This window comes from Streptococcus sp. 2100 (genome assembly GCF_013276335.1).
Classification (GTDB): Bacteria; Bacillota; Bacilli; order Lactobacillales; family Streptococcaceae; genus Streptococcus; species Streptococcus pseudopneumoniae.
Genome location: NZ_VMKV01000021.1, coordinates 1 through 26,037 on the forward strand (window position 1 = coordinate 1; position 26,037 = coordinate 26,037).

The following is a 26,037-nucleotide window of genomic DNA, read 5'->3' on the forward strand; positions in this document are numbered from 1 at the left end:
ATGGGAGTGAGGCAGAACAAATGAATTATGCTGTCAAGTTAAATGAGAAGGCTCTATCTTTCATCTACTCTGTTATTCGAGGGCATTCTATTGATGGTTGGAAATTGATTGGTGGTACTTGGTACTATTATAAGAACAGTACGAAACAAACAGGTTGGCAAAAGATAAATGACACTTGGTACTATCTAGACGCCTCCGGTAAGATGCTCACAGATTGGCAAAAAGTAAATGGGAAATGGTATTATCTGGAAAACTCTGGTTCAATGGCAACAGGTTGGAAATATATACGAGGCAGATGGTATTACTTAGATAATAAAAATGGAGACATGAAAACCGGTTGGATAAAAGTGGGAGGAAATTGGTATTATCTCAATTCAAGTGGAGCAATGGTTACAGGTAGCCAAACTATTGATGGTAAAGTTTATAATTTCGCTTCATCTGGTGAATGGATTTAATATTGGAGGTATATATAAATGAAACTTTTGAAAAAAACTATGCAAGCTGGACTAACAGTAATTTTCTTTGGTTTGCTAGGGACCAGTACAGTATTTGCAGATGATTCTGAAGGATGGCAGTTTGTCCAAGAAAACGGTAGAACCTATTACAAAAAGGGGAACCTCAAAGAAACCTACTGGCGAGTGATTGATGGTAAGTACTATTATTTTGATTCTCTATCTGGAGAGATGGTTGTCGGCTGGCAATATATCCCGTTTCCATCTAAAGGTAGTACAATTGATCCTTACCCAAATGGTATCAGATTAGAAGGTTTTCCAAAGTCAGAGTGGTACTACTTTGACGAAAATGGAGTGCTACAAGAGTTTGTTGGTTGGCAAGAATTAGAGCTAAAATATTCCTTAACCGTTGGGAAAAAACATGGTGAAGGCTGGGAAGGTCCCGAAGTTCTTAAATTAGCATACTACTACTTTGATCAAGATCATTATTTAAAGACAGGTTGGCTTTATGATCAATCTAACTGGTATTACCTAGCAAAAACAGGAAATTCTGGGAATAAGAATCTTGGTGGTGAAAGACGTGTAGGTTGGATAAATGATGGTTCAGCTTGGTACTATCTAGATTCAGAAACTGGTATCATGCAAACTGGTTGGAAGCAAATTGGCAATAAGTGGTACTACCTCCGTTCATCAGGTGCAATGGCAACAGGTTGGGCTTATGTTGGTAATAACTGGTACTATCTTCGTTCATCAGGTGCAATGTCCACAGGTTGGGTGAAAGATGGTTCAATATGGTACTATCTAAATGCAAGTAATGGAGATATGAAAACAGGCTGGTTCCAAATCAATGGTAAATGGTATTATGCCTATGGTTCAGGTGCTCTAGCTGTTAATACCACAGTAGATGGTTACTACGTAAACTATAATGGTGAGTGGGTTAAGTAACGAATGCTAATCGTAACTGTAGTTGATACTTAACTTATTAAAAAGAGCTTTTTTCTACCATTTGTCAACTCTATCAATTTTTAAGAATTAAATGAGTCAAGACAGTAGCTATTCAGTATGTTTATCTACTGTAGTAGGTTGAAGAAAAACTAAGAATGAGAAAGGACGAAGTTAGTCCTTTCTTTTTTATGTGACTATACTTTCTATTCAAATGAGCTTTTAACCGATTGATTGAGCCAATCAACTCTTAAAACCAAAGAGCAATTTCTCGCTTAGCTGACTCTTCTGAATCTGAACCATGTACAACATTTTGGATAGTCTCATTTTCTCCAGCAGCTTTTGCAAAATCAACTCGAATAGTTCCTGGTAAAGCTTCTTCTGGATCAGTTGCACCCATCATGGTCCGCCAAGTTTCGATTACTTCGGGATCAGAAATGATACCTACAAGAACCGGTCCTGAAGTCATAAATTCACGAATCGGTGGGTAAAAACTTTGACCAACCAAGTCCTGATAGTGCTGGTCAATTAACTCTTCTGAAAGCTGTGTACGCAACTCCAATTTTTCAATTGTAAATCCACGTTGTTCGATACGTTTCAACACTTCACCCACTAGTCCTCTTTTTACACCATCTGGTTTAATGATAAAAAATGTTTGTTCCATACCTGTCTCCTTTGTCAGCTTCTTTCTTTTATTTTACCACATTCCATGGAAAAATGGAGAAAGTTTTCAGAAAAGCGAAAGAGAGCCCGAAGGCTCTCTCATTCTCTTTTATTCTACTGTTTCTTCCACAGTTTCAACGGCAGTATCCACAACTACTTCTGTTGTTTCTTCGTTTCCTTCTTCCTCTACTGGAGGATTAAGGTATTCTTCTTCGTTGATAGCATGTGGTTCAAGGTTACGGTAGCGAGCCATACCAGTACCTGCTGGGATGATCTTACCGATGATAACATTTTCTTTAAGTCCAAGGAGATGGTCTTTCTTACCACGGATAGCCGCGTCAGTAAGGACACGAGTTGTTTCCTGGAAGGAAGCCGCTGACAAGAAACTGTTGGTTTCAAGTGAGGCTTTGGTAATTCCCATGAGGACTGGGCGACCTGTCGCTGGAACACCACCTGCGATAAGGACATCTTTGTTGGCATCTGTAAAGTCATTGATATCCATGAGGGTACCCATGAGAAGATCTGTGTCACCTGGATCCATGACACGGACTTTACGAATCATTTGACGAACCATTACCTCGATGTGTTTGTCACCGATTTCTACCCCTTGGCTACGGTAAACTTTTTGTACTTCACCGAGAAGGTAAGTTTCAACTGACAAGACATCACGAACTGCAAGGAGACGTTTTGGTTGGATAGAACCTTCTGTCAGAGCAGCACCACGCGCTACTTGGTTCCCAACTTCAACACGCATACGAGCGGTAAATGGAACAACATATTCGCCTTCACCAGTTTCGCCCTTAACAAAGACTTTCTTGGTACGAGTTGAAGCATCTTCTTCGATAGCTGTAACTTGTCCTTTAACCTCTGTGATAACCGCTTCCCCTTTAGGATTGCGGGCTTCAAAGATTTCTTGGACACGAGGAAGACCCTGAGTGATATCGGTATTTGAGGCAACCCCACCCGTGTGGAAGGTACGCATTGTAAGCTGTGTACCAGGTTCCCCGATAGATTGGGCAGCGATTGTTCCAACTGCTTCACCAACTTCAACCGCATCACCAGTCGCCAAGTTGATACCATAACAGTGACGGCAGACACCGTGACGAGTGTTACATGTAAATACAGAGCGGATAGTCACTTCTTCCACACCAGCATTGACAATTTCACGCGCCTTGTCTTCTGTAATCAACTCATTTGGACCGATAATAACTGCACCAGTTTCTGGATGTTTAACAGTTTTCTTAGTGTAACGACCATTGAGACGCTCTTCGAGAGACTCGATCATCTCTTTTCCTTCTGCGATAGAACGGATCAAGAGACCACGGTCTGTTCCACAGTCGTCCTCACGGATGATAACGTCTTGGGCAACGTCAACCAAACGACGAGTCAAGTAACCTGAGTCGGCTGTCTTAAGGGCCGTATCGGTCATACCTTTACGGGCACCGTGAGTTGAGAAGAACATTTCGAGTACTGACAAACCTTCGCGGAAGTTTGAAAGGATTGGCAATTCCATGATACGTCCGTTCGGAGCAGCCATCAGACCACGCATACCGGCAAGCTGTGAGAAGTTTGAGATGTTACCACGGGCTCCAGAGTCCATCATCATAACGATTGGGTTCTTAGGATCTTGGTTGGCAATCAAACGTTTCTCCAATTTTTCACGAGCAGCACGCCATTCAGCTGTAACAGCATTGTAACGCTCGTCGTCTGTAATCATACCACGACGGAATTGTTTGGTGATTTGTTCTACACGTTTGTGTGATTCTTCAATGATTTCAGCCTTGTCATCAACGACTGGGATATCGGCAATACCCACTGTCAATCCTGCAAGAGTTGAGTGGTGGTAACCGAGGTTCTTCATACGGTCAAGTAGGGCAGAAGTTTCTGTCGTACGGAAACGTTTGAAGATTTCAGCGATGATATTTCCAAGATTTTTCTTCTTGAATGGAGGGTTAAGTTCAAGTTTACTGATTGCTTCCTTGATATCTCCACCAAGTGGCAAGAAGTATTTAGCTGGAACGCCTTCTGTCAAGTTGGCATTGTTTGGTTCTTGCAAGTATGGTAGCCCCTCTGGCATGATATCGTTGAAGAGAATTTTACCAACTGTTGTAAGCAAGACCTTATGTCTTTGCTCTTCTGTCCAAGGCTTGTTGAGGCTGTCTGTTGCGATACCAACACGTGAGTGGAGGTGAACATAACCATTGCGGTGAGCCATAACCGCTTCGTCACGGTCTTTGAAGACCATTCCTTCACCTTCGCGACCAGCTTCTTCCATGGTCAAGTAGTAGTTACCCAAAACCATGTCCTGAGATGGAGTAACTACCGGTTTCCCATCTTTCGGGTTCAAGATGTGCTCAGCAGCTAGCATGAGGATACGAGCTTCTGCTTGGGCTTCTTCTGAAAGCGGTACGTGGATGGCCATTTGGTCCCCGTCAAAGTCGGCATTGTAGGCTTCACAGACAAGCGGGTGCAAGCGAAGGGCCTTACCATCAATCAAGACTGGCTCGAAGGCTTGGATACCCAAACGGTGAAGGGTCGGTGCGCGGTTCAAAAGCACTGGGTGTTCTTTAATCACTTCTTCAAGAATATCCCAGATACGCTCATCTCCGCGTTCGACCAAGCGTTTAGCAGCTTTGACGTTTTGCACGATATCACGAGCGACGATTTCACGCATGACGAATGGTTTAAAGAGCTCGATCGCCATTTCACGTGGCACACCACATTGGTACATCTTAAGAGTTGGACCAACGGCGATAACGGAACGTCCTGAGAAGTCAACACGTTTACCGAGCAAGTTTTGACGGAAGCGTCCTTGTTTACCTTTAAGCATGTGGCTCAAAGATTTCAGTGGACGGCTACCTGGTCCTGTGATCGGACGACCACGACGACCATTGTCAATCAAAGCGTCAACTGCTTCTTGAAGCATACGCTTCTCATTTTGAACGATGATACCTGGTGCATTCAACTCAAGCAAACGAGCCAAACGGTTGTTACGGTTGATAACACGGCGGTAAAGGTCATTCAAGTCAGATGAGGCAAAACGGCCACCATCCAACTGCAACATTGGACGAAGATCTGGTGGAATAACTGGAAGGATGTTGAGAATCATCCATTCAGGTTTGTTTCCAGACTTGTAAAAGGCATCCAAAACATCCAAACGACGGATGGCTTTGACACGTTTTTGTCCAGTCGCTGTTTTCAACTCTTCTTTGAGTTCAGCAATTTCTTTTTCAAGATCTACTTGTTTCAAGAGGTCTTGGATAGCTTCGGCACCCATCTTGGCAACGAATGATCCATAACCATACTCACGCAAACGCTCACGGTATTCGCGCTCTGTCATGATAGACTTGTGCTCAAGTGGTGTATCCTTAGGGTCAATCACCACATAAGCCGCAAAGTAGATCACTTCCTCAAGGGCACGAGGGCTCATATCAAGGGTCAAGCCCATACGGCTTGGAATCCCCTTGAAGTACCAGATGTGAGATACAGGAGCTTTCAATTCGATATGTCCCATACGCTCACGACGAACTTTCGTACGCGTTACTTCAACCCCACAGCGGTCACAAACAATCCCTCTGTAACGAATGCGTTTATATTTACCACAAGCACATTCCCAGTCTTTTGTAGGACCAAAGATAACTTCATCAAAGAGACCTTCACGTTCTGGTTTCAAGGTACGGTAATTGATTGTTTCAGGTTTTTTGACTTCTCCATAAGACCATGAACGGACTTTACTTGGAGAAGCTAGGGTGATTTGCATACTTTTAAAACGATTTACATCAACCACTATTTCTTCCCTTTCTATTCTAAGTGAACTGCCTATTCTTGTTCAGCAGTTTCTTCTGTTGCTTCCGCTTTTGTTGCTTTCTCAGCTTCTTCAGCTTCAAAGGCTGCTTTAGCCTCTTGTGCTGCTTTTTCGCGGGCTTTTTCAAGGTCATCTACGTGGATGACATCTTCGTCCATTCCTTCATCCAAGTCGCGAAGTTCCACTTCTTGGTCATCTTCGTCTAGGACACGCATGTCAAGACCAAGAGATTGCAATTCTTTGACAAGAACTCGGAAGGATTCTGGAACACCTGGTTTTGGAATTGGTTTTCCTTTTGTAATAGCTTCATAAGCTTTCAAACGTCCGTTGATATCGTCAGACTTGTAAGTCAAGATTTCTTGAAGGACATTTGACGCACCGTAGGCTTCAAGAGCCCAAACCTCCATCTCACCGAAACGTTGTCCACCAAACTGGGCTTTACCTCCAAGTGGTTGTTGGGTAACAGTTGAGTAAGGTCCGACTGAACGCGCGTGCAATTTATCATCAACCATGTGGTGGAGTTTGATCATGTACATGACTCCAACAGAAACACGGTTATCAAACGGTTCTCCAGTACGTCCATCGTAAAGAATCGTTTTGGCATCACTATCCATACCTGCTTCTTTAACGGTTGACCAAAGATCTTCAGAACTTGCTCCGTCAAAGACTGGTGTTGCAATGTGGATACCAAGAGTACGAGCCGCCATACCAAGGTGAAGCTCCATAACCTGACCGATATTCATACGTGATGGCACCCCAAGTGGGTTCAACATGATGTCGACTGGAGTTCCATCTGGAAGGTAAGGCATGTCTTCTACAGGAACGATACGAGAGACAACCCCTTTATTTCCGTGACGTCCGGCCATCTTATCTCCGACCTTGATCTTACGTTTTTGAGCGATGTAGACGCGAACCAGCATATTGACACCTGATTGCAACTCATCTCCATTTGCACGTGTAAAGATCTTAACATCACGAACGACACCATCGGCACCGTGTGGTACACGAAGAGAAGTATCACGCACTTCACGAGATTTATCTCCGAAGATAGCGTGCAAGAGACGTTCTTCAGCTGAAAGGTCCTTCTCACCCTTAGGTGTTACTTTACCTACAAGGATATCACCTTCTTTAACCTCAGCACCGATACGGATAATACCCATTTCGTCAAGGTCTTTAAGGGCATCTTCACCAACGTTTGGAATTTCACGAGTAATTTCTTCAGGCCCAAGCTTTGTATCGCGTGTTTCTGATTCGTATTCTTCAAGGTGAACAGATGTGTAGACATCGTCTTTGACCAAGCGTTCGCTCATGATAACGGCATCCTCGAAGTTGTAACCTTCCCAAGTCATGTAGGCAACGATTGGGTTTTGTCCAAGCGCCATTTCTCCATTTTCCATAGAAGGTCCGTCAGCGATGAAATCGCCTTTTTCAACGACATCGCCAACTTTTACGAGAGTGCGTTGGTTGTAGGCAGTACCTGAGTTTGAACGACGGAATTTTTGGATGTGGTAAACGTCCAATGAACCATCTTCACGACGAACTTCTACCTTGTCAGCATCTGCGTACGTAACTTTACCATCATACTGAGCAATCACAGCAGCTCCTGAATCGTGGGCTGCTTGGTATTCCATACCAGTACCAACGTAAGGTGCTTGAGGATTGATCAATGGCACAGCCTGACGTTGCATGTTGGCTCCCATGAGGGCACGGTTGGAGTCATCGTTTTCCAAGAAAGGAATACATGCTGTCGCAACGGCAACTACCTGTTTTGGTGAAACGTCCATGTAGTCAACAATATTCGCTGGATACTCTTGGTTGACCCCTTGGTGACGTCCCATGACAATCTTCTCAGCAAAGGTTCCATCTTCGTTCAGACGAGAATTAGCCTGTGCTACAGTAAATTCATCTTCTTCATCGGCTGTCAACCAAACGATTTCGTTCGTAACAACGCCTGTTTCACGGTCAACTTTACGGTATGGTGTTTGAACAAAATCATACTTGTTCAAATGTCCGTAAGATGACAAGTTATTGATCAAACCGATGTTAGGTCCTTCAGGTGTCTCGATTGGACACATACGACCATAGTGAGTGTAATGCACGTCACGAACTTCATATCCAGCACGGTCACGTGTCAAACCACCAGGCCCTAAGGCTGATAAACGGCGTTTGTGAGACAACTCAGAAAGCGGGTTGTGTTGGTCCATGAACTGTGACAACTGTGATGAACCAAAGAATTCTTTCACCGCAGCTGTTACAGGACGGATGTTGATAATTTGTTGCGGTGTCAAGACTTCATTGTCCTGAACAGACATACGTTCACGGACATTACGTTCCATACGAGAAAGTCCAAGACGTACTTGGTTGGCAAGCAATTCACCAACCGCACGGATACGACGGTTTCCAAGGTGGTCGATATCATCTACACGGCCAAGTCCTTCAGCCAAGTTGAGGAAGTAGCTCATCTCAGCAAGAATATCTGCAGGAGTGACGATACGAACCTTGTCATCTGGATTGGCATTACCAATGATTGTTACGACACGGTCTGGATCAGTTGGAGCAACAACCTTGAATTTTTGAAGAACAACAGGCTCAGTCACAACGGCTGCATCATTTGGAATGTAGACAATCTTGTTCAAATCACCATCCAAATGGCTTTCAATGCTTTCAATCACACTACGAGTCATGATTGTACCAGCTTCTACCAAGATTTCGCCTGTTTCAGGGTCTACCAATGGCTCAGCAATAGTTTGGTTGAGCAAGCGTGTTTTGACATTGAGTTTTTTGTTAATCTTGTAACGACCAACGGCTGCCAAGTCATAGCGACGTGGGTCAAAGAAACGAGCCACAAGCAAGCTACGTGAGCTTTCAGCTGTCTTAGGCTCACCTGGACGAAGGCGTTCGTAAATTTCTTTCAAAGCTTCGTCTGTACGAGAGTCCATTGGGTTCTTATGGATATCTTTTTCAACAGTGTTGCGAACCAATTCACTATCACCAAAGATATCAAAAATTTCATCATCACCTGAGAAACCAAGCGCACGAACCAAGGTTGTAAATGGAATCTTACGAGTACGATCGATACGAGTGTAGGCGATATCTTTTGAGTCGCTTTCAAGTTCCAACCAAGCTCCACGGTTAGGGATAACCGTTGAACCGTAACCCACTTTACCGTTCTTATCTACTTTGTCATTAAAGTAAACACCTGGCGAGCGAACCAACTGAGATACGATGATACGTTCACCACCATTGATGATGAAAGTACCCATTTCTGTCATGATTGGGAAATCACCAAAGAAAACTTCTTGGGTCTTGATTTCGCCTGTTTCTTTATTGATCAAGCGGAATGTTACAAAAATTGGTGCTGAGTAGCTAGCATCGTGGATACGAGCTTCTTCTAGCGTGTATTTTGGTTCCTTGATTTCATATCCAACAAATTCCAACTCCATTGTGTCTGTGAAGTTTGAAATTGGCAATACATCTTCAAATACTTCCTTAAGACCGTGATCTAGGAAAGCTTTGAATGAATCAGTTTGAATTTCAATCAAATTTGGTAAGTCAAGAACTTCTTTAATTCTTGAAAAACTACGACGGGTACGATGTTTCCCGTATTGAACGTCATGTCCTGCCAAGATGATTCTCCTTTGTAAATAAGTTCCAAGCCTTGTCAATCAGGCTTTCTAATCGTCATATGGTTATAAAACCCCTATCACCGTGTCCCTTTGATAAATTTTCAGAATCTTTAAGTCTTTGTTACAAATACTCGAAATCCTGAAAAAAAGCACAAAAAGAGCAGCTAAATCTGACTTTTCAGAAGATTTAACTGCTGTGAGTCCTGTCTGGACAATATTTCAGACAAAACCTACGACAAATGATTACTCATATTATACCCTATTTAGCTAGATTTTTCAAGGGGATTCAGTAGTTTTTTGGTAATTTTTTCCCATAGAAAACTTGGCATCACATTCGAATCACACTATGGTACAAAAAACTGAAAAAGCTATTGACTGAAAATCATTTTCAAGGTATAATAAGAAACGTTAAGGCGGTATAGCCAAGTGGTAAGGCACGGCTCTGCAAAAGCTTGATCGTCGGTTCAAATCCGTCTACCGCCTTCTATAACTTGATTTATCAGGTTTCAAATGAACAGAAAGCCCAATTTGAAGGGCTTTTTTATTTTTCTTCTGATAAATACGGATAATTTTGAAAAACTTTTGGGGCAAAGTTCTTTCCATGACATAATTCCCTCATGAAATCAACTGAAAAAAGCTTCGTCACACCTGGTGACAAAAGCCTCTAGTTTACTCTGTTTCTTCTTCTATTTCAACTTCGGTAATTTGGACTTTTACCTTGGTAACACGTCCATTTTTCACTTTATCATTGGTTAAGATAAGTTGTTTGTTTTGGCTGACCAATTCATAGCTAAGTTTCTCAGTCGTCGGAATGGTCCCCACTCCTGTCAAATAGTAACCAGCAATGGTATCAACGTCATCACTTTCCAGTTCAACATCAAAGTAATTATTGAAATCATTGAGGGTCATCGTTCCTTGAACAATGTAGGTATCCTCGCCAATCTGATGAACATCTATTGCTGCTTTGTCCGTTTCATCATCAATTTCACCAACAATTTCCTCTAAGAGGTCTTCCAAAGTCACCAAACCAGCCATACCACCGTATTCATCCAGCAAGATTGCCATTTGTCTTTGGGTATTGCGCAATTCTTTTAGCAAGTCATCCACAAAAATAGTTTCAGGTACAAAAAGTGGATCTTGTAAGATTTTCTTCCAAACAATATTATCAAAACCATCCACAAAACCAGCCTTAAGGAGACTCTTGGTGTGAATGATTCCAATTACATTGTCCTTATCCCCATCGTAAACTGGTATACGGGAAAAGTTTTGTTTTAAAATACTTTGGATAATGCTTTGACTATCATCCTGAATATCCACCATAAAAGCATCTGTCCGAGGAACCATAACCTCTCGTGCCATCAGTTCATCGAGCGAAAAGACACCTTGTAGCATCTCAATCTCATCAGCATCCAACGTTTCTTCACTATTTGTCAGCATATAGGCAATTTCATCACGGGTCATCTTTTCATCCGCATCATCGAATGACATAGGAGTCAAATGGCTCAAGAAATTGGTCGAAGCAGCTAAAAGCCAAACAAAAGGACTGACTAGTTTTCCGATCCCAATGATAACCGGCGCTGTACGAATGGCCAAGGCATCCTTTAGATTAAGAGCGATTCTCTTAGGATATAATTCCCCAAAAACGATGGAAATATAGGTCAAAAATGCCAAGGATAGAAAAGTTGCCACGGCTTGTGCTGTTTCGCTATTCCCAAGCCAAGAGGCAATCACACGTCCTAGAGTATCAGCTAAACTCGCCCCTGATAAGATTGTAATCAGGGTGATTCCTACCTGAATGGTTGATAAAAAGTGGTTAGGATTTTCTAGTACCTTCAGCAGGCGGATGTAGCGTCTGTCTCCTTCTTCCGCCTTTTGTTCAACTCGGGCACGATTAAGAGAAACCATGGCCATTTCTGTGGCTGAGAAAAAGGCATTTAATACCGTCAAGATAAACAATAAAACAAATTGTAGCAACAAATTCTGACTACTTGGGTCTTCCATAGTTCTTCTCCTAAAATAGTATCTTATCCTTTATTATATCACAAAATTTAATCCAATACATATTATTTTTTTCTTAGCGTAACTTCTCAAAGTAACTTCCATCTCTCTCCCAAAACTGGAAGTTAGTTTTAGAAGTTACCATTTTTTCTTAGTACCTACTCTAGCCCTACTTAAACTAGAAAAAAGAACTCCTACATCCATAAGTGATATAGGAGTTTATCTTATCTTTTACTGATACTCTTCGAAAATCTCTTCAAACCACGTCAGCTTTATCTGCAACCTNNTGCGGCTAGCTTCCTAGTTTGCTTTTTGATTTTCATTGAGTATGAGTTACAGTTACTTCTCCAGTTCGGTAATCCAGTTGAAGCCCCTTTTGAACATTGGGAACTAGAACATTAAATTCCAATTCTCCATCTGAAGACTTGGCTTCAATCTGTGAAGCTGAAGGAACTAAATCCTCGTTTGAAGCGTAGTAAAGGGTTACACGGTAACGGACACGCTTGTTTTGGTCCAAGGCTTTACGCACCTTACTTTCATAGTAGTTTTGACCAGTCGAATCCTCGGCCTGCGCCTGATTTGCCCAGGCTGTCTGAACAGCAATGTTTTTAGGATTGCTTGTCGAGGCATCAAAACCATCCAAACCACCGATTAAGGCATAGCCTAACAGATGACCTCTATCGACTGCATGGGTATAAGAGCCCTTTAGATTCTTGACCTGATGCCAGCCTGGAGGAGTCCATGAAGTCGAACCATTCCCAGTTTCTTCACGATTCTTGTACTGACGAGTAGCCTTAGACAAGAGGGCATTAGCCACGGTTGGTACGGTCTCCTTGCCCACCGTCTTTGTTTTATTATCAGCGTAGGGCTTACTTGAAACCTTGGCATTTAGGTTTGTTTTATTACCATTGACGATAAAAGCACCTGATCCGTTCCACTCCAGACTCCCTTTTACTTGGTTTTTGACTGCGTCTGTTAAGACACTCTCTGCCAATGCTTGACTAGGAGCTTCAGACGCTTGTTTTTTCTGACTAAGCTTGGTTTTAGGACTATTAGGTGCCGACTGCATCTGCTTGATATAATAGCTCCCTGTAGACAAAAGCAATAACACTAGCAGTCCGATTAGTGTCTGTCTTGTTTTTTTGTTCATATTTCTCCTTATCTTTAGAAAAAGGCTGGTTCTCCAGCCTAATTTCCTGTAAATTTATGAATCAATTCCTGCCATTTTGCTGGAGACAGGATAGCCCATGGATCTTGACCCTTGCCCAAGATTCCATAACCTACCATTAAACCGATTCCTAGAGCCAGAGTACCTAAAATCAGTACTATGATGACTAAAAGTAAACGCTTGACTACGTAGCTTGATTTCTTATTCATCTTCATCACTTGCCTCAATCCGCTGAATCTTAGCACCTAGCTGCGCCAACTTCTCATGGAAACCGTAGTAACCTCTATCCAAGTGAACCAATTTACCGACCACAGTTTCTCCCTGTGCTACCAAACCTGTCAAAATCAAGGCTGCACTGGCACGAAGGTCAGTAGAAAGAACTTCCGCTCCCTGCAAAGGTTGACCACCAACAATACGAGCTGTATCACGGATAATCTCAGAATGCAAGCCCATGCGACGCATTTCTTCTAGATGTTGGAAACGATTTTCGAAAACTGTCTCCACCATAGTTGATTCCCCTTTTGCGACTGTCATCAAGGCTGTAAATTGAGCCTGCATATCTGTTGGAAATCCTGGGTGGGGCAAGGTTTTCACATGAACAGCTTTTAGATTTTCTAGTTGAGAGCGAACGCGAATTCCTTCCGTCTCCTCCGTCACTTCCACTCCCATTTCAAGCAATTTGGCAATCAAGGGACGGTTGTGCTCCCAGACAGCATCTTTAATCAAGACATCACCACCAGTCATGGCAGCAGCTACCATAAAGGTTCCTGCTTCGATACGGTCTTGGACTACATTGTGAGTCGTACCATGAAGTTTCTCAACACCGGTAATGGTAATGGTCTCTGTACCAGCACCCTTAACCTTAGCTCCCATTTCATTAAGGAGAATGGCTAGGTCAACAATCTCAGGCTCACGCGCAGCATTTTCAATCACTGTCATCCCATCAGCTAGGGTCGCTGCCATCATCAAGTTCTGCGTTGCACCAACACTTGGAAAGTCCATATAGATATGAGCGCCATGCAAGCGTTCTGCCTTGGCTTCGATGTAACCAGCTGTCTGACTAATCTTAACCCCCATAGCTTCCAGACCTTTCAAATGAAGATCAATAGGACGGCTACCAATGGTACAACCACCTGGCATGGATACCTTGGCATGACCCACACGGGCAAGGATTGGCCCTAATACAACGATGGAGGCGCGCATCTTGCTGACATACTTGTAAGGGGCTTCCTCAGTGATGTCGCCAGTAGCATCCACCTCAACAAGATGGGCTTCCTCATCAAAGTCAACCTTGGCATTCAAACCACCAACCACCTGATTCATAATAAAGACATCCGACAAGATCGGTACATTCTGTAAGACTGTCTTTCCTTCACTTGCTAGAATAGTCGCTGCCAACAAGGGCAAGACTGCATTCTTTGCTCCTTCGATGGTTACACTTCCTACCAGACGATTATCGCCACCTTGAACAACAATTTTGTCCATACTCGTTTCCTTTACTCTTGATTTTATAATAATCCTCTAAGCGCTTCTTGCCACAAATGATACAGGCTGATAAAGAAAGAACTCAAGATATAGCCCATTACAATGCTGAAAAAACCTACTAATAAACGAACTTTTCTTGTATTCTCAGCTGTCACTTTTAAAACCTTTTCCCATCTAACAAGATCCTTTAAAAGGTAAAAACTCACATAAATAAAGAGCATGTGACTGCTTAGAGTGAATAATAATTGAACCATTTGACTATTATACCATCTTCTCTGTTTGTGCGCTAGTTTGGAAACTTCACTTAAAAACTAGGGATTGTTTTTCAAGTAATCAATTGCATCTTGTAGGGTTTTAACGGGCACGATTTTCATATCTGTCTTGATTGTTTTGGATGCTTCTAGGGCTGTTTGGTAGTTGTTTTTTGCATCCGGGTGTGCTTTTTGTTCTTCTTCGCTAACAGGATTATCAGGGGCAAAGAAAATAGCGGCACCTGCCCTAGCCGAAGCTACAACTTTTTTATCAATACCTCCAATATCCCCCACATTCCCATCGCGGTCAATGGTACCTGTACCAGCAACAATACGACCATTACGAAGATCTGGGTGAGCTATTTGAGTATAGATAGCTAGACTAAACATGAGACCAGCACTTGGGCCGCCAATACCAGCTGTTGAAAAGCTAATTGGGACATTGCTGATTACCTCTGTACGATCAATCAAGCCGATTCCAATCCCATTTTTTCCATTTTCCAAGGTGATAATCTTTCCTTCTGCAGACTTGGTTTGCCCATCCTCTTCATAGGTGACCTTGACGGAGTCCCCTAATTTTTGAGAACTGACGTAATCAATCAAGTCTTTGGAACTATCAAAGGTCTGATCATTGACTGCTGTGACCGTATCAGAGATATTGAGAATCCCTTTAAAGGTTGAATTATCCGTCACATTCAAAACATAAACGCCAAAGTACTTGAGTTCGATATCCTTACCAGCTGTTTTTAGTCCTTGATACTTGGCCATATTTTGCGATGTTTGCATGTAGAATTGATTGATTCGCATAAATTCAACATCGGAAGAACCACCTGTAGTCTCCTGAGCACTACGAATATCTGTAAAAGGTGTCAACCAAGCATAAATCATATGAGCTAAAGTGGCATGTTGAACACCAACCGTAACGAATTGATAGGCACCAGCTTCCTTATCTTCTGTGTCATTTACTTTAAGGACTTGGCGAATATCTTCCGAACCACCTGGAACCTCTATATAATAAGGCAAGGGCACTACAAATGCCAAGAAAGTCACAATCAAGGCCGCAATGACGTATAAGGGCCATCTAATCTTTTTTTTCATTTCTTATTTCCTCCAAAATACTCTCGGGAACATAGCAGGCAATATCCTGACCAAACTTCAAAAGCTCTCTAACGCCTGATGAACTGATATAGAGATGTTCAGGTCGACTATGTAAATAAATAGTCTCTATATCAGGAGACAGCTGATGGTTGTAGTAATCAAAACTGGCTTCGTATTGCAAATCCGACGCATTTCTCAAGCCTCGCACTAGGCAAGTAGCCCCCAGTCTTTTTGCGACATCGACCACCAATTCATCATGAGAAGACACGACTTTAACATTTCCCAAATGTTTCACAGCCTTTTCTAACCCCCGTTTACGATTTTCGATAGGAAGAAATCCTTGTTTGTGGGGATTAAAAAAAATACCGACATAGAGCTTATCAAAGAGTCTGCTCGCCCGTTCAATCATATCCAGATGCCCATTTGTCATCGGATCAAATGAGCCTGTGAATAAGCCAATCTTATCTGACATAGACTGTCACCTTACTAATTCCATAAATCTTTTCCTTCCAGATACCCAGACAGGCAATCTCTTCTGGAAGTTCAACGGCCTTATCCGTCTCGCACACAACCATAACATCTTCAGAAAAAAGCTCTCTCTCAGCCATTTTTTCAATATCTGCTACGATTTGTTCCTTGGCATAGGGAGGGTCTAAGAAAACGAGGTCAAATTCCCCAGATACCTGTTCCAATGCCCTCTCTGCATCCATCTTGAGGAGTTGAAATTTTCCAACTTCCTTGGTCATCTGGATATTTTCAGCCACGATGGTCTGAGCCTTACGGTCTCGCTCCACCAAAACAGCACTGGACATGCCACGCGATACTGCTTCGATAGATAAACCACCACTACCTGCATAAAGGTCCAAGACTCGTCCCCCTTCAAAGTAGGGACCAATCATGTTAAAAATGGCTCCCCTAACCTTATCCGAAGTAGGTCTTGTTGTCTTGCCTTCTAGTGTCTTGAGGGGACGTCCCCCATAGATTCCTGATACGATTTTCATACTGTTTATTATACCAAATTATAGACAAAAAGAGAAAGAAAACCGAACCTTGCGGTTCGATTCTCTACAAAATATTTTCGTAAGTATCGCGGACTTCTTGAGGCCAAACACTTGTTTGCACTTCTCCGATGTGTCTCTTGCGAAGTAGGAACATGGCCATACGAGATTGTCCAATTCCTCCACCGATTGTCAATGGGAATAGGCCATTCAACAAAGACTTGTGCCATTCCAATTCCAAGCGGTCTTCATCACCTGTAATTTCCACCTGACGTCTAAGAGTTTCTTCATCTACACGAATTCCCATAGAAGACAACTCAAAGGCTCCACCTAAAGACTCATTCCAGACAAGAATATCACCATTTAGACCCTTGTAGCCATTCTCAGACTCGCTTGTCCAGTCATCATAGTCTGGTGCACGTCCATCGTGCGGTTTACCATCTGGCAACTCGCCACCGATACCAATCAAAAAGACGGCTCCAAATTCTTTACAAATCGCATTTTCACGTTCTTTAGGTGTCAAGTCTGGGTAGCGTTCTACCAATTCTTCTGTATGGATAAAGGTGATTTGTTTTGGCAAGATAGACTCGATGTCATAGCGAGCTTCAACAGCTAGCTCAGTCAGGCGAATAGCCTTATAAATCTTCTCAACTGTTTCTTTTAGATAAACGATGTTACGCTTACCATTTGGGATAACCTTCTCCCAGTCCCACTGGTCAACATAAACAGAGTGGGTTGCATCCAAGGAATCCTCATCTGGACGAAGGGCTTTCATGTGGACAAAGAGACCCTCTCCTTCACCAAAGCCAAAACGAGCCAAGGTGTGGCGTTTCCATTTAGCAAGTGAGTGCACCACTTCATAAGTAGCATCAGGGATTTGGAGAACCTTGACCGATACTGGATTTTCCACACCAGACAGGTTGTCCTGCATTCCGTCACCGACCTTACTCAAGATAGGACCTTGAACTTCGACAACTTCTAGCTTATCTTTCAAATACTGGGTAAAAGTGTTTTTGACAAAGGAAATTTCTTCTTGTTGATGGATAAAACTTTTCTTCATAGACAACTCCTCAAAAATTTAATAAACATATTATACACCTATTTCCAAGAAAAGAAAAGAGAAAATTTTAAAAAAATCAGTGTCACTCAAAACACTGATTTCATAGACCTTTTAGTCATTGCGACCAAAGATACGTAGAATACTTAGGAAAAGATTGATAAAATCAAGATAGATGCTGAGAGCCATTGACACCACCCAGCCTGTCGCTACACGACCTTGTGATTGTTCATAGGCGAGGCGAATCTTTTGGTTATCCCAAGCAATCAACCCTGAAAAAACCAAAACCATGGCTACGCTAATCATATAATCAAAGAAACCACTAGACAAGAAAATATTGACTATCATAGCAATAATCAAACCGATCAGAGCCGCCATCATAGCTCGACCAAGACCGCTCAAATCTTTCTTGGTGAAGATACCAACTGCAGCCATGACAAAGAAGAGAAGGGAGCTCGATACAAAGGCAGATAAAACTGTACCCGGAGTATAGAAGGCTACCACAAAACTAAGGGTAAAACCGTTTAAAACAGAGTATAGCAAAAATACTGGAAGAGCAGCTGGACTATTTCTTGAAGCCATGCTACTGGCAACGAAAACCAAGGCCAATTCTGCAAAGGTTGCAATGGTCAACCAGAGACGCCCCTGCATCAAAAAGTAAACCAACTGAGACTGAAAGACCGTCAACATAAGGCCTGATACCAAAGCAGATAGTCCGATTCCCAGACCAACAAAGGCATATACCTTAGCGTAAAATTGATTGAGACCTACACGGTCATGTATAATAGTGTGATTCATCTTTTCTCCTTTTCTATGAACATCTTTCCTTGATTATAACAAAAAAAGTTAAAATTAGCTTAAATGGAAAATCAAAATACCAGCTGCAATGGCAACATTCAAACTCTCCGCCTGCCCCTTCATGCTAATATGGACCAACTGGTCTGCACTTTCAGCCATAAGGGGACTAATTCCTTGGCTCTCATTTCCCATGACTAGTACAAAATTTTCTATAGGAGGCAGTTCTCTGTAATCAACAGAATCTTTAGATAGGGTTGTAGCTAGCACAGGGATAGCTGCCTCTTTGGTTTCCTTAAGGAGCGCTTGGCTAGTCATCCGGTAAATAGGCAGATGAAAATGACTGCCTTGCATGGAACGTAAGGTCTTGAGACTGTAGATATCTGCCGATTTATCTGAAACAATCACTCCTGTAAAGCCTGCTGCATCCGCAGTTCGAATGATGGTTCCTACATTACCAGGATCTTGCACATCTTCCAAAAACAAGAACTTGCCCTGACTAAAGTCAGCTTGTCCTACTTCTTCTTTTTGAACCACCGCAACGATTCCCTGTGGAGTCTGAGAATCCGCCAAATCTAGTAAAATATCCTCTGACACCCAGATAGTTTGCGGAAAAGCAGCTAACTGATTTCGGTAACTTTCTAGGGCAAAGATTTTCTCAATCGTCACTCCAGCTTGGACAGCTTCTTCAAACAAGTGCCAGCCTTCAATCAAATAGGCAGACTTGCGGTATTTTTTTTGGTGTAATTTCTTAGCATTTTTTACCACAGAATTGGCTTTTGAGGTTATAATAGTCATAGAAATATTATAACACAATCAAAGGGGTTTGGTATGCAAAAGGTTAGAATGATTGCCCAAGGTAGGGTGCAGGGAGTCGGCTTTCGTTGGGGTGTTTATAGCCTGGCCCTTGAAATCGGTGGCATCACAGGTCGGGTATGGAATAACGACGATGGCACAGTGGAAATCTTAGCCCAAGCAGACTCATCTGCTATCATGGCAAAATTTATCCAAGAAATCCGAAAAGGACCGACACCTTTTTCAAAAGTAAGCTACTTAGATGTCAAACTAAGCAACTTTCCTCCCTACTCTGACTTTAAAATCGCAAATTAGGTCTCCAGAACTATTGTATATTTTGTAAAAAAACAGTAGAATAGAAAGGTATAATTTTTAAAGAAGGAATAAAAACAGTGAAATCTATTAAACGTTTTGCATTCTCGGCTATGGGAGTGGCTATGTTGCTTGTCTTAACTGGCTGTGTCAATGTCGATAAAACCACAGGTCAGCCGACAGGATTTATTTGGAATACGATCGGAGCGCCTATGGCTGAAGCTATCAAGTACTTCGCTACTGATCAAGGTCTAGGCTTTGGTGTCGCTATCATCATCGTAACCATTATCGTGCGCTTGATTATCTTGCCACTTGGTATCTACCAATCATGGAAGGCAACGCTTCACTCTGAAAAGATGAATGCCCTCAAGCACGTCCTTGAGCCACACCAAACTCGTCTCAAAGAAGCAACTACTCAAGAAGAAAAACTCGAAGCCCAACAAGCTCTCTTTGCCGCTCAAAAAGAGCATGGCATCAGCATGTTTGGTGGTGTAGGATGTTTCCCTATCCTCCTTCAAATGCCTTTCTTCTCTGCTATCTACTTTGCTGCCCAACATACTGAAGGTGTTGCTCAAGCAAGCTACCTAGGAATTCCTCTAGGTTCTCCAAGTATGATTTTGGTTGCCTTCGCTGGTGTCCTTTACTATCTTCAATCGCTCCTTTCACTTCACGGAGTAGAAGATGAAATGCAAAGAGAACAAATTAAAAAAATGATTTACATGAGCCCACTCATGATCGTCGTCTTCTCCCTCTTCTCACCAGCCAGTGTTACACTTTACTGGGTTGTCGGTGGTTTCATGATGATTCTCCAACAGTTTATCGTCAACTATATCGTTCGTCCAAAACTTCGCAAAAAAGTCCGTGAAGAACTAGCCAAGAACCCACCAAAAGCAAGTGCTTTCTCAACACCAAATGGACGAAAAGACGTTACCCCTGAACAACCAACTGCTATCACAAGCAAGAAAAAACACAAAAATCGCAACGCTGGAAAACAACGTTCGAGATAAGAAGAAAGGCTTAGCTGATTTGCTAAGTCTTTTTGCAAGTCAAAAGCCCGATGTTTCCATCAGGCTTCTTTTCTATCCATGTACACGTTTCGTATAGTCTTGGTAACTTTCGGTATCCATGAGTTGTTTAGCGTTCTTAACGCGGTCTGCTGTTGGTGGTTTAACCCCTTCGAGGGAATAGGGAATTCCCAATTCACGCCATTTAAACTCACCCATGGTGTGATAAGGCAGAATTTCAAACTTATCCACATTTTTAAGAGTCTTGACGAACTTACCAAGTTCAATCAAGTCATCATCTCTATCTGTCAATCCTGGAACTAGCACGTGGCGAATCCAGACAGGTTTTCCAATATCTGATAGATACTGGGCACAGGCCAAGATATTTTTATTGGTTTGGCTAGTAACAATCTTGTGCTGTTCTTCGTTGATTTCCTTGATATCTAAGAGAACCAAGTCAGTGACAGCCATGAGTTTGTCAAACTTTTCAAGGTAACGTGGTTTATTACGGAAAGGAAGGGCACAGGTGTCCAAGGTACAGTGGATTCCTTGTTCCTTAGCCTTGGTGAAAAGGGCAATCAGGAAATCAATCTGCAAGAGGGCTTCTCCTCCGCTGACTGTAATCCCGCCCTTATTTCCCCAGAAACCACGGTAGCGCAAGGCTTCTGTCAAGACATCATCTACCGTCCGTTCACGTGATTTATTGGACTCCATAGCCCAAGTATCTGGGTTATGGCAATACTGGCAACGCATGTGACAGCCCTGTAAAAAGACAATAAAGCGAATACCAGGGCCATCTACCGCCCCAAAACTTTCTGTCGAATGCACCATTCCTGTCACTTGTCCATAATCAATTGTTTCTTCAGACATATCGTCACCTTCCTTGAAAACGTTTTATAGTTTTATTATATCACGACTTGAAGGAAAAACAAGATTTTTACCTATTTTTTAGAAAGCAATCTGTTTTTCAATTTCATTTTCAATCTATCATCAGATTATTCTTCAAAATCAAAACCATACAAGGTTGCAAAATAGTCTTCAGGGCGCTCTGCACGGCGGATTTGACGGGCTTTGCCTTCTTCAGTATAAAGGATTTCCGCAGAACGAAGTTTGGCATTGTACTGGTAGCCCATTGAAAAACCGTGGGCACCTGTATCATGAATGACCAGCAAATCACCGATTTCTGTATGAGGCAGTTCGCGATTGACTGCAAATTTATCATTGTTTTCACAGAGTGAGCCAACCACATCTACCGCTTCAGCTGGTCCATCTGGATGGGTCACGTTGCTAATATGATGGTAGGCTCCGTACATAGCTGGACGCATGAGGTTGACTGCTGATGCATCCACACCTAGATAGGTACGGTAGGTTTTCTTCTTATGAGTGACTCTTGTGACTAAAGCACCGTGAGGTGCCAGCATAAAACGACCCAATTCGGTGAAAATCTTGACCTGACCAAGACCTGCTGGCGTAAGAACCTCTTCATACACCTTACGAACTCCCTCACCAATCAAGGCGATATCATTTGGCTCCTGCTCAGGACGATAGTTGACTCCAATACCCCCGGAAAGATTGATAAAGTCTAGTGAAATACCCAGCTTTTCCTTGATTTCAACAGCCAATTCAAAAAGCTGACGCGCCAACTCTGGATAATAGAGATGGGTGACAGTATTGGATGCTAGAAAGGAGTGAATCCCAAAAATCTTGGCTCCTTTTTCCTTCAAGATAGCAAAGGCTTCAAAGAGCTGGTCCTTGGTCATACCAAACTTAGCCTCCCCAGGATTATCCATAATGTCTGTCCCCAGTTCAAAAACGCCTCCAGGATTATAACGACATGAGATGATTTCTGGAATGCCTGCTGCTCGCTCCAAATGTTCAATATCTTCAAAGGCATCCAAGTTAATGATCGCACCCAATTCACGCGCATAGGCATATTCCTTATCTGGCGTATTGTTTGAAGAGAACATAATCTCAGAACCAGGGAAATTCAGTTTATGACTCATCAAAAGTTCTACATAACTAGAGCAGTCCACACCACAGCCTTCCTCTTGGAGAATTTTTAAAATAGCTGGTGTTGGAGTAGCCTTAACTGCAAAATATTCCTTAAAGCCCTTGTTCCACGAAAAGGCTTGGTTGACGGCTCTTGCCTTCTCACGAATTCCCTTCTCATCATATAAGTGAAAGGGAGTTGGGAACTCGGCTACAATCGCTTCTAAGTCTTCTTTATTAATAAATGGTGTTTTCATAAGTTTCCTTCTATTCTATTTGCAAAGAAAGGCTGGGACAACCGTTCCAACCTTTATCCTTTATTCTTCTGTGTCAAAAATATTACCAATCTCAACATCGATGGCTTGGTTCTTGACATCAATATTGGTTACCTTCAAGAGTGACTTGTATTCAAACTGCTTTTCACGTTCTTCTTGGGCATTGTCCGCAAAGACCGCTACACCTGCCAATTCTGAGTCGAATTCGCGCAAGAGACTAATCATCCCATTGACAGTTCCGCCGCCTTTCAAGAAGTCATCCACAATCAAGACACGGCTACCTGCCTTGAGACTCCGTTTTGAAAGGAACATTTTCTCGATACGGTCACCACTTGAACCGGATACATAGTTGACGCTAACCGTTGAACCTTCGGTAATTTTCAGGTCACGGCGCACAATGACAAAAGGGACATTGAGGACATTGGCAACTGCATTTGCAAGTGGCACACCCTTGGTTGCTACTGTCATAACCGCGTCAATTTTTTGATCCATAAAGCTCTTGGCAATAATGCGACCAATATTTTTCAAGATGGCTGGTGTGCTAAGTAAATCAGACAGGTAGATGTAGCCACCTGGCAAGATACGGTCACTTTCTGACAACTTGGCACGCAAGTCTTCAACCATTTCCTTAGCATCATGGTTTGAGATTGATGGTGTAAAGATAACACCTCCGCCAGCCCCAGTCACAGTCTGGATGTGACCGATTTCGATTTCCTCAAAGGCGCGTTTGATAATGACGATATCTTCTGAGATGGATGATTTAGCAGATTCATACTTTTCAGCAAAAGTATTGAGACTAGTTAGTTTATAAGGATGATTAATCAAATAGTTGGAAATGACAACCATCCGATCACTTCTTCTTAATTTCATTTCTATTTCCTATTCCATTTTTATTCAAAAAATCAAAAAGCAAACTAGAAAGCTGGTCACTGGTGGTTCAAAACACTGTTTTGAGATTGTCGATAGAACTGACAAATCCTGTAATATACCTGCATATATACATACGACAAGGCGATACTACCCTAGTTTGAAGAGATTTTCGAAAAGTATTCATTTTTGTCTTTTACTTATTATACCATATTCACAGAAAAAAACGAACATTCTTATTCTAAAAAATGTCCATTTTTCTTAAATTATAAATCTAAACCTGGTTTATAGAAGGAACGATTGTCCATAGCGAAGATTTTATTGGTCATCTCTCCTTTATCCACCAAAGCCAGAGCTGTTGACATCATCATCATGCTGGCATCCAGATTGTCAATCATATGGATAATCTCTGCTTCCATAATGCGTGGACGGACTGGACTTCCATACTCAAGTAAGCCGTGGTGACTGAGAATGACGTGGCGGAGCAAAACGACTTCTTCCTTGGTATCATCAATGCCGAGTTCCATAACCGTCTTGGTAATTTCGCTATCAATCAGAGCGATATGTCCAAGAAGATTGCCTCGCACTGTATACTCAGTCTGTTCTGGTCCCGTCAACTCGATAACTTTGGCCAAGTCATGCAGCATAATTCCCGCATAGAGCAGGCTCTTATTGAGCCGAGGATAAATATTGCTAATGGCATCTGCCAAGCGCACCATGGTCGCCGTATGATAGGCCAAGCCTGTTTCAAAGGCATGGTGGTTGGTCTTGGCTGCTGGATAGGAGTAGAATTCCTTATCATACTTGGTGTAGAGATTTCGGACAATCCGTTGCCAGACAGGATTTTCAATTTTGAAAATCATTTGCGACATGTAGTCACGAATTTCCTTGATATCAACCGGTGGCTTGACCTTGAAATCAGCTGGGTCATTGGGTTCACCAGCTTGCGGCAGGCGGAGAGTGATTTGATTGACCTGTGGAGTGTTGTTATAAACTTCTCGGCGCCCTTTCATGTAGACAACCCTACCTGCGGTAAAGGCCTCAATGTTATGAGGTTGGGCATCCCAGAGCTTCCCCTCAATCTCGCCACTATCATCTTGGAAGGTAAAGGCTAGGTAGTTTTTCCCAGCTCGAGTTTGCCTCAGGTCAGCTGATTTGATTAAGTAAAAACCTTCAAACAGCTCATCTTTTTTCATGTGACTAATCTTCATATTCTTCCTCATTTTCTTGGAAATGGAGTAGATCAAGCGCAGGCTCACCTTCTGACAACTCAATGTGACGGAGCGTCCGCTCGATAGCTGTGGTACGACGGTTTAATAATTCATCAATATTGCCAGAGGCATGTTGGAGATGTTTTTGTGCCTTTACCAGAATACCACCAAACTTGCCAAACTCGGTCTTGACGCTGGCAAGAGTCTTACTGATATGGTCGGCACTCTTTTGGATATTGAGAGTTTTGAATCCAACTGATAGGGAGTTAAGAAGGGCTGATAGGGTACTTGGACCTGCAACAATAATCTGCTCTTCCCGCCTCAAATCATCAAAGAAGACAGGATTGCGGACAATTTCTGAGTAGAGACCTTCTGTCGGGACAAACAAAACTCCAAAATTGGTCGTCCGAGGTGGTGCTATGTACTTGCTCTTAATATCCTTTGCAAAGCGTTTGACGCTGGCTAGGAGCGACTTACGACAGCGTTCGATTTCGTCCTTGTCACCTGCTTCATAGGCTTCTTCTAAGCGATAATAATCTGCCAGTGGAAACTTAGAGTCAATCGGTAAGTAGACATATTCTTGGTCGCCTTGTCCGGGTAACTTGATGGCATACTCCACTCGTTCACTGGAGTTTTCAACTGTTGCGTATTCTCGTTCGTACTGGGCAGGGGTCATGATATCCTCGATGATTTGCCCCAGTTGCAATTCTCCCAGAATCCCTCGTGTCTTGGTTCCAGAGAGAACCTTGTTGAGGGCGCCGACATCGCGGGCAACTGTCTGCATTTCCCCCAGGCCACGATTGACCGACTCCAGTTGTTTGGAAACTGTCTCAAAGGAAGCCTGCAAGCGTGTCTGCAAGGTCTTTTCTAGTTTTTCCTCGACTGTCTGGCGCATTTGTTCCAAACGTTGCTCGTTTGATTCCTGCAAGGCTTGGAGACGTTGGTCGGTCTTATCTCTGGTTTGGAGGAGATTATCTGTCATTTCTTGACGGACTTGCGTCAGACCTTGGTGCAATTCGATTCGCACTTCTTGCAAACGGTCGCTGACAGCTACTTCCAAGTCTTTTTGATCTAACTGCCTGGCTTGTCTGGCTTGTTCAAAACGGTAATCCAACTGGTCTGACAAGTGATCTGCCTGATCCTCCAAGCTCTTGCTGAGATGTTTTTCCTGCTTATCTTGTCTTTGCCAAATCAGAAAGAGGCCAGCTAGGTTGGCAATCAATAATAGAACAAGTAAACTTTCCAT

Annotated in this window: 22 protein-coding genes, 1 tRNA gene and 1 pseudogene; 5 read left to right on the plus strand and 19 right to left on the minus strand. The window is 42.7% G+C overall.

Features of this window, described 5'->3' with window-relative positions; all coding sequences use genetic code 11:
• A pseudogene (locus HT669_RS03880) lies at positions 1-455 on the plus strand (N-acetylmuramoyl-L-alanine amidase family protein); the annotation flags it as partial.
• Between the two features lie 18 nt (positions 456-473).
• Positions 474-1,397, plus strand: a complete 924-nt coding sequence (cbpJ, locus tag HT669_RS03885) for a choline-binding protein CbpJ (RefSeq protein ID WP_000771145.1) — start codon at positions 474-476, stop codon at positions 1,395-1,397.
• Positions 1,398-1,644: 247 nt separating this feature from the next.
• Here cbpJ and ndk read toward each other — a convergent pair whose 3' ends face one another.
• From ndk to rpoB, 3 genes are all read right to left on the minus strand, one after another.
• Positions 1,645-2,058 (minus strand): nucleoside-diphosphate kinase, encoded by a 414-nt coding sequence (gene ndk, locus HT669_RS03890; protein ID WP_000438299.1) that lies wholly within the window; start codon positions 2,056-2,058, stop codon positions 1,645-1,647.
• A gap of 108 nt (positions 2,059-2,166) precedes the next feature.
• On the minus strand, positions 2,167-5,844 hold the full coding sequence (rpoC, locus tag HT669_RS03895; RefSeq protein ID WP_050208229.1) for a DNA-directed RNA polymerase subunit beta': 3,678 nt from the start codon (positions 5,842-5,844) through the stop codon (positions 2,167-2,169).
• Between the two features lie 32 nt (positions 5,845-5,876).
• Positions 5,877-9,488 carry a DNA-directed RNA polymerase subunit beta gene (gene rpoB, locus HT669_RS03900; RefSeq protein WP_172933629.1) on the minus strand — a complete coding sequence of 1,204 codons (3,612 nt, stop codon included), beginning with the start codon at positions 9,486-9,488 and terminating at the stop codon, positions 5,877-5,879.
• Between the two features lie 412 nt (positions 9,489-9,900).
• On the opposite strand from rpoB, the gene HT669_RS03905 reads away from it, so the two are divergent.
• Positions 9,901-9,971 (plus strand) — tRNA-Cys (locus HT669_RS03905).
• Positions 9,972-10,157: 186 nt separating this feature from the next.
• Here HT669_RS03905 and HT669_RS03910 read toward each other — a convergent pair.
• The 11 genes from HT669_RS03910 to HT669_RS03960 all read right to left on the minus strand — a co-directional run bounded on the left by HT669_RS03910 (position 10,158) and on the right by HT669_RS03960 (position 19,136).
• Positions 10,158-11,489: a hemolysin family protein gene (locus tag HT669_RS03910; protein WP_000390030.1), complete on the minus strand. Its 1,332-nt coding sequence runs from the start codon at positions 11,487-11,489 to the stop codon at positions 10,158-10,160.
• A gap of 316 nt (positions 11,490-11,805) precedes the next feature.
• A complete protein-coding gene (endA, locus tag HT669_RS03915) occupies positions 11,806-12,636 on the minus strand; it encodes a DNA-entry nuclease EndA (protein ID WP_001036782.1) in 831 nt (276 codons plus the stop codon).
• A 38-nt stretch (positions 12,637-12,674) separates the two neighbouring features.
• Complete coding sequence (locus HT669_RS03920) at positions 12,675-12,863, minus strand: DNA-directed RNA polymerase subunit beta (protein WP_001036519.1); 189 nt, start codon at positions 12,861-12,863, stop codon at positions 12,675-12,677.
• Complete coding sequence (gene murA / locus HT669_RS03925) at positions 12,856-14,139, minus strand: UDP-N-acetylglucosamine 1-carboxyvinyltransferase (RefSeq protein WP_000358021.1); 1,284 nt, start codon at positions 14,137-14,139, stop codon at positions 12,856-12,858. Before murA ends, HT669_RS03920 begins: the two co-directional genes overlap by 8 nt.
• A 23-nt stretch (positions 14,140-14,162) precedes the next feature.
• Positions 14,163-14,393 carry a DUF1146 family protein gene (locus HT669_RS03930; RefSeq protein WP_023933289.1) on the minus strand — a complete coding sequence of 77 codons (231 nt, stop codon included), beginning with the start codon at positions 14,391-14,393 and terminating at the stop codon, positions 14,163-14,165.
• A gap of 57 nt (positions 14,394-14,450) precedes the next feature.
• The gene (locus HT669_RS03935; protein ID WP_007284885.1) at positions 14,451-15,488 is read right to left on the minus strand and encodes a SepM family pheromone-processing serine protease; all 1,038 of its coding nucleotides are present in this window, start codon (positions 15,486-15,488) and stop codon (positions 14,451-14,453) included.
• A complete protein-coding gene (gene coaD / locus HT669_RS03940; RefSeq protein WP_001280764.1) occupies positions 15,472-15,960 on the minus strand; it encodes a pantetheine-phosphate adenylyltransferase in 489 nt (162 codons plus the stop codon). Before coaD ends, HT669_RS03935 begins: the two co-directional genes overlap by 17 nt.
• Positions 15,950-16,489: a 16S rRNA (guanine(966)-N(2))-methyltransferase RsmD gene (gene rsmD / locus HT669_RS03945; protein ID WP_000706960.1), complete on the minus strand. Its 540-nt coding sequence runs from the start codon at positions 16,487-16,489 to the stop codon at positions 15,950-15,952. The genes coaD and rsmD overlap by 11 nt, the downstream gene beginning before the upstream one ends.
• Before the next feature lie 64 nt (positions 16,490-16,553).
• Positions 16,554-17,546 (minus strand): aspartate--ammonia ligase, encoded by a 993-nt coding sequence (gene asnA / locus HT669_RS03950; RefSeq protein WP_000747993.1) that lies wholly within the window; start codon positions 17,544-17,546, stop codon positions 16,554-16,556.
• 111 nt (positions 17,547-17,657) lie between these two features.
• On the minus strand, positions 17,658-18,341 hold the full coding sequence (locus HT669_RS03955) for a Bax inhibitor-1/YccA family protein (RefSeq protein WP_001016920.1): 684 nt from the start codon (positions 18,339-18,341) through the stop codon (positions 17,658-17,660).
• Positions 18,342-18,395: 54 nt separating this feature from the next.
• A complete protein-coding gene (locus tag HT669_RS03960) occupies positions 18,396-19,136 on the minus strand; it encodes an RNA methyltransferase (protein WP_172922341.1) in 741 nt (246 codons plus the stop codon).
• A 33-nt stretch (positions 19,137-19,169) separates the two neighbouring features.
• On the opposite strand from HT669_RS03960, the gene HT669_RS03965 reads away from it, so the two are divergent.
• Positions 19,170-19,448 (plus strand): acylphosphatase, encoded by a 279-nt coding sequence (locus HT669_RS03965; RefSeq protein ID WP_001174613.1) that lies wholly within the window; start codon positions 19,170-19,172, stop codon positions 19,446-19,448.
• A gap of 77 nt (positions 19,449-19,525) precedes the next feature.
• Positions 19,526-20,452 (plus strand): membrane protein insertase YidC, encoded by a 927-nt coding sequence (yidC, locus tag HT669_RS03970; protein WP_000835945.1) that lies wholly within the window; start codon positions 19,526-19,528, stop codon positions 20,450-20,452.
• Positions 20,453-20,524: 72 nt separating this feature from the next.
• Here the strand turns inward: yidC and pflA are convergent, their stop codons facing one another.
• The 5 genes from pflA to HT669_RS03995 all read right to left on the minus strand — a co-directional run bounded on the left by pflA (position 20,525) and on the right by HT669_RS03995 (position 26,037).
• Positions 20,525-21,319 (minus strand): pyruvate formate-lyase-activating protein, encoded by a 795-nt coding sequence (gene pflA / locus HT669_RS03975; protein WP_001288274.1) that lies wholly within the window; start codon positions 21,317-21,319, stop codon positions 20,525-20,527.
• A gap of 125 nt (positions 21,320-21,444) precedes the next feature.
• The gene (locus tag HT669_RS03980; protein WP_172922340.1) at positions 21,445-22,695 is read right to left on the minus strand and encodes a diaminopimelate decarboxylase; all 1,251 of its coding nucleotides are present in this window, start codon (positions 22,693-22,695) and stop codon (positions 21,445-21,447) included.
• A 60-nt stretch (positions 22,696-22,755) separates the two neighbouring features.
• Positions 22,756-23,583, minus strand: coding sequence for a pur operon repressor (gene purR, locus HT669_RS03985; protein WP_007284882.1), 828 nt, complete (start codon positions 23,581-23,583; stop codon positions 22,756-22,758).
• 263 nt (positions 23,584-23,846) lie between these two features.
• Positions 23,847-24,791 (minus strand): 3'-5' exoribonuclease YhaM family protein, encoded by a 945-nt coding sequence (locus HT669_RS03990; RefSeq protein ID WP_000703190.1) that lies wholly within the window; start codon positions 24,789-24,791, stop codon positions 23,847-23,849.
• On the minus strand, positions 24,781-26,037 hold the full coding sequence (locus tag HT669_RS03995; RefSeq protein ID WP_023941425.1) for a DNA recombination protein RmuC: 1,257 nt from the start codon (positions 26,035-26,037) through the stop codon (positions 24,781-24,783). The genes HT669_RS03990 and HT669_RS03995 overlap by 11 nt, the downstream gene beginning before the upstream one ends.

Excerpts from the sequence above, each read along its gene's own strand:
- cbpJ (WP_000771145.1), top strand. The coding sequence starts at position 474 with ATGAAACTTTTGAAAAAAACTATGCAAGCTGGACTAACAGTAATTTTC.
- ndk (WP_000438299.1), bottom strand. The coding sequence starts at position 2,058 with ATGGAACAAACATTTTTTATCATTAAACCAGATGGTGTAAAAAGAGGA.
- HT669_RS03910 (WP_000390030.1), bottom strand. The coding sequence starts at position 11,489 with ATGGAAGACCCAAGTAGTCAGAATTTGTTGCTACAATTTGTTTTATTG.
- endA (WP_001036782.1), bottom strand. The coding sequence starts at position 12,636 with ATGAACAAAAAAACAAGACAGACACTAATCGGACTGCTAGTGTTATTG.
- HT669_RS03920 (WP_001036519.1), bottom strand. The coding sequence starts at position 12,863 with ATGAATAAGAAATCAAGCTACGTAGTCAAGCGTTTACTTTTAGTCATC.
- murA (WP_000358021.1), bottom strand. The coding sequence starts at position 14,139 with ATGGACAAAATTGTTGTTCAAGGTGGCGATAATCGTCTGGTAGGAAGT.
- HT669_RS03930 (WP_023933289.1), bottom strand. The coding sequence starts at position 14,393 with ATGGTTCAATTATTATTCACTCTAAGCAGTCACATGCTCTTTATTTAT.
- HT669_RS03935 (WP_007284885.1), bottom strand. The coding sequence starts at position 15,488 with ATGAAAAAAAAGATTAGATGGCCCTTATACGTCATTGCGGCCTTGATT.
- coaD (WP_001280764.1), bottom strand. The coding sequence starts at position 15,960 with ATGTCAGATAAGATTGGCTTATTCACAGGCTCATTTGATCCGATGACA.
- rsmD (WP_000706960.1), bottom strand. The coding sequence starts at position 16,489 with ATGAAAATCGTATCAGGAATCTATGGGGGACGTCCCCTCAAGACACTA.
- asnA (WP_000747993.1), bottom strand. The coding sequence starts at position 17,546 with ATGAAGAAAAGTTTTATCCATCAACAAGAAGAAATTTCCTTTGTCAAA.
- HT669_RS03955 (WP_001016920.1), bottom strand. The coding sequence starts at position 18,341 with ATGAATCACACTATTATACATGACCGTGTAGGTCTCAATCAATTTTAC.
- HT669_RS03960 (WP_172922341.1), bottom strand. The coding sequence starts at position 19,136 with ATGACTATTATAACCTCAAAAGCCAATTCTGTGGTAAAAAATGCTAAG.
- HT669_RS03965 (WP_001174613.1), top strand. The coding sequence starts at position 19,170 with ATGCAAAAGGTTAGAATGATTGCCCAAGGTAGGGTGCAGGGAGTCGGC.
- pflA (WP_001288274.1), bottom strand. The coding sequence starts at position 21,319 with ATGTCTGAAGAAACAATTGATTATGGACAAGTGACAGGAATGGTGCAT.
- HT669_RS03980 (WP_172922340.1), bottom strand. The coding sequence starts at position 22,695 with ATGAAAACACCATTTATTAATAAAGAAGACTTAGAAGCGATTGTAGCC.
- purR (WP_007284882.1), bottom strand. The coding sequence starts at position 23,583 with ATGAAATTAAGAAGAAGTGATCGGATGGTTGTCATTTCCAACTATTTG.
- HT669_RS03990 (WP_000703190.1), bottom strand. The coding sequence starts at position 24,791 with ATGAAGATTAGTCACATGAAAAAAGATGAGCTGTTTGAAGGTTTTTAC.
- HT669_RS03995 (WP_023941425.1), bottom strand. The coding sequence starts at position 26,037 with ATGGAAAGTTTACTTGTTCTATTATTGATTGCCAACCTAGCTGGCCTC.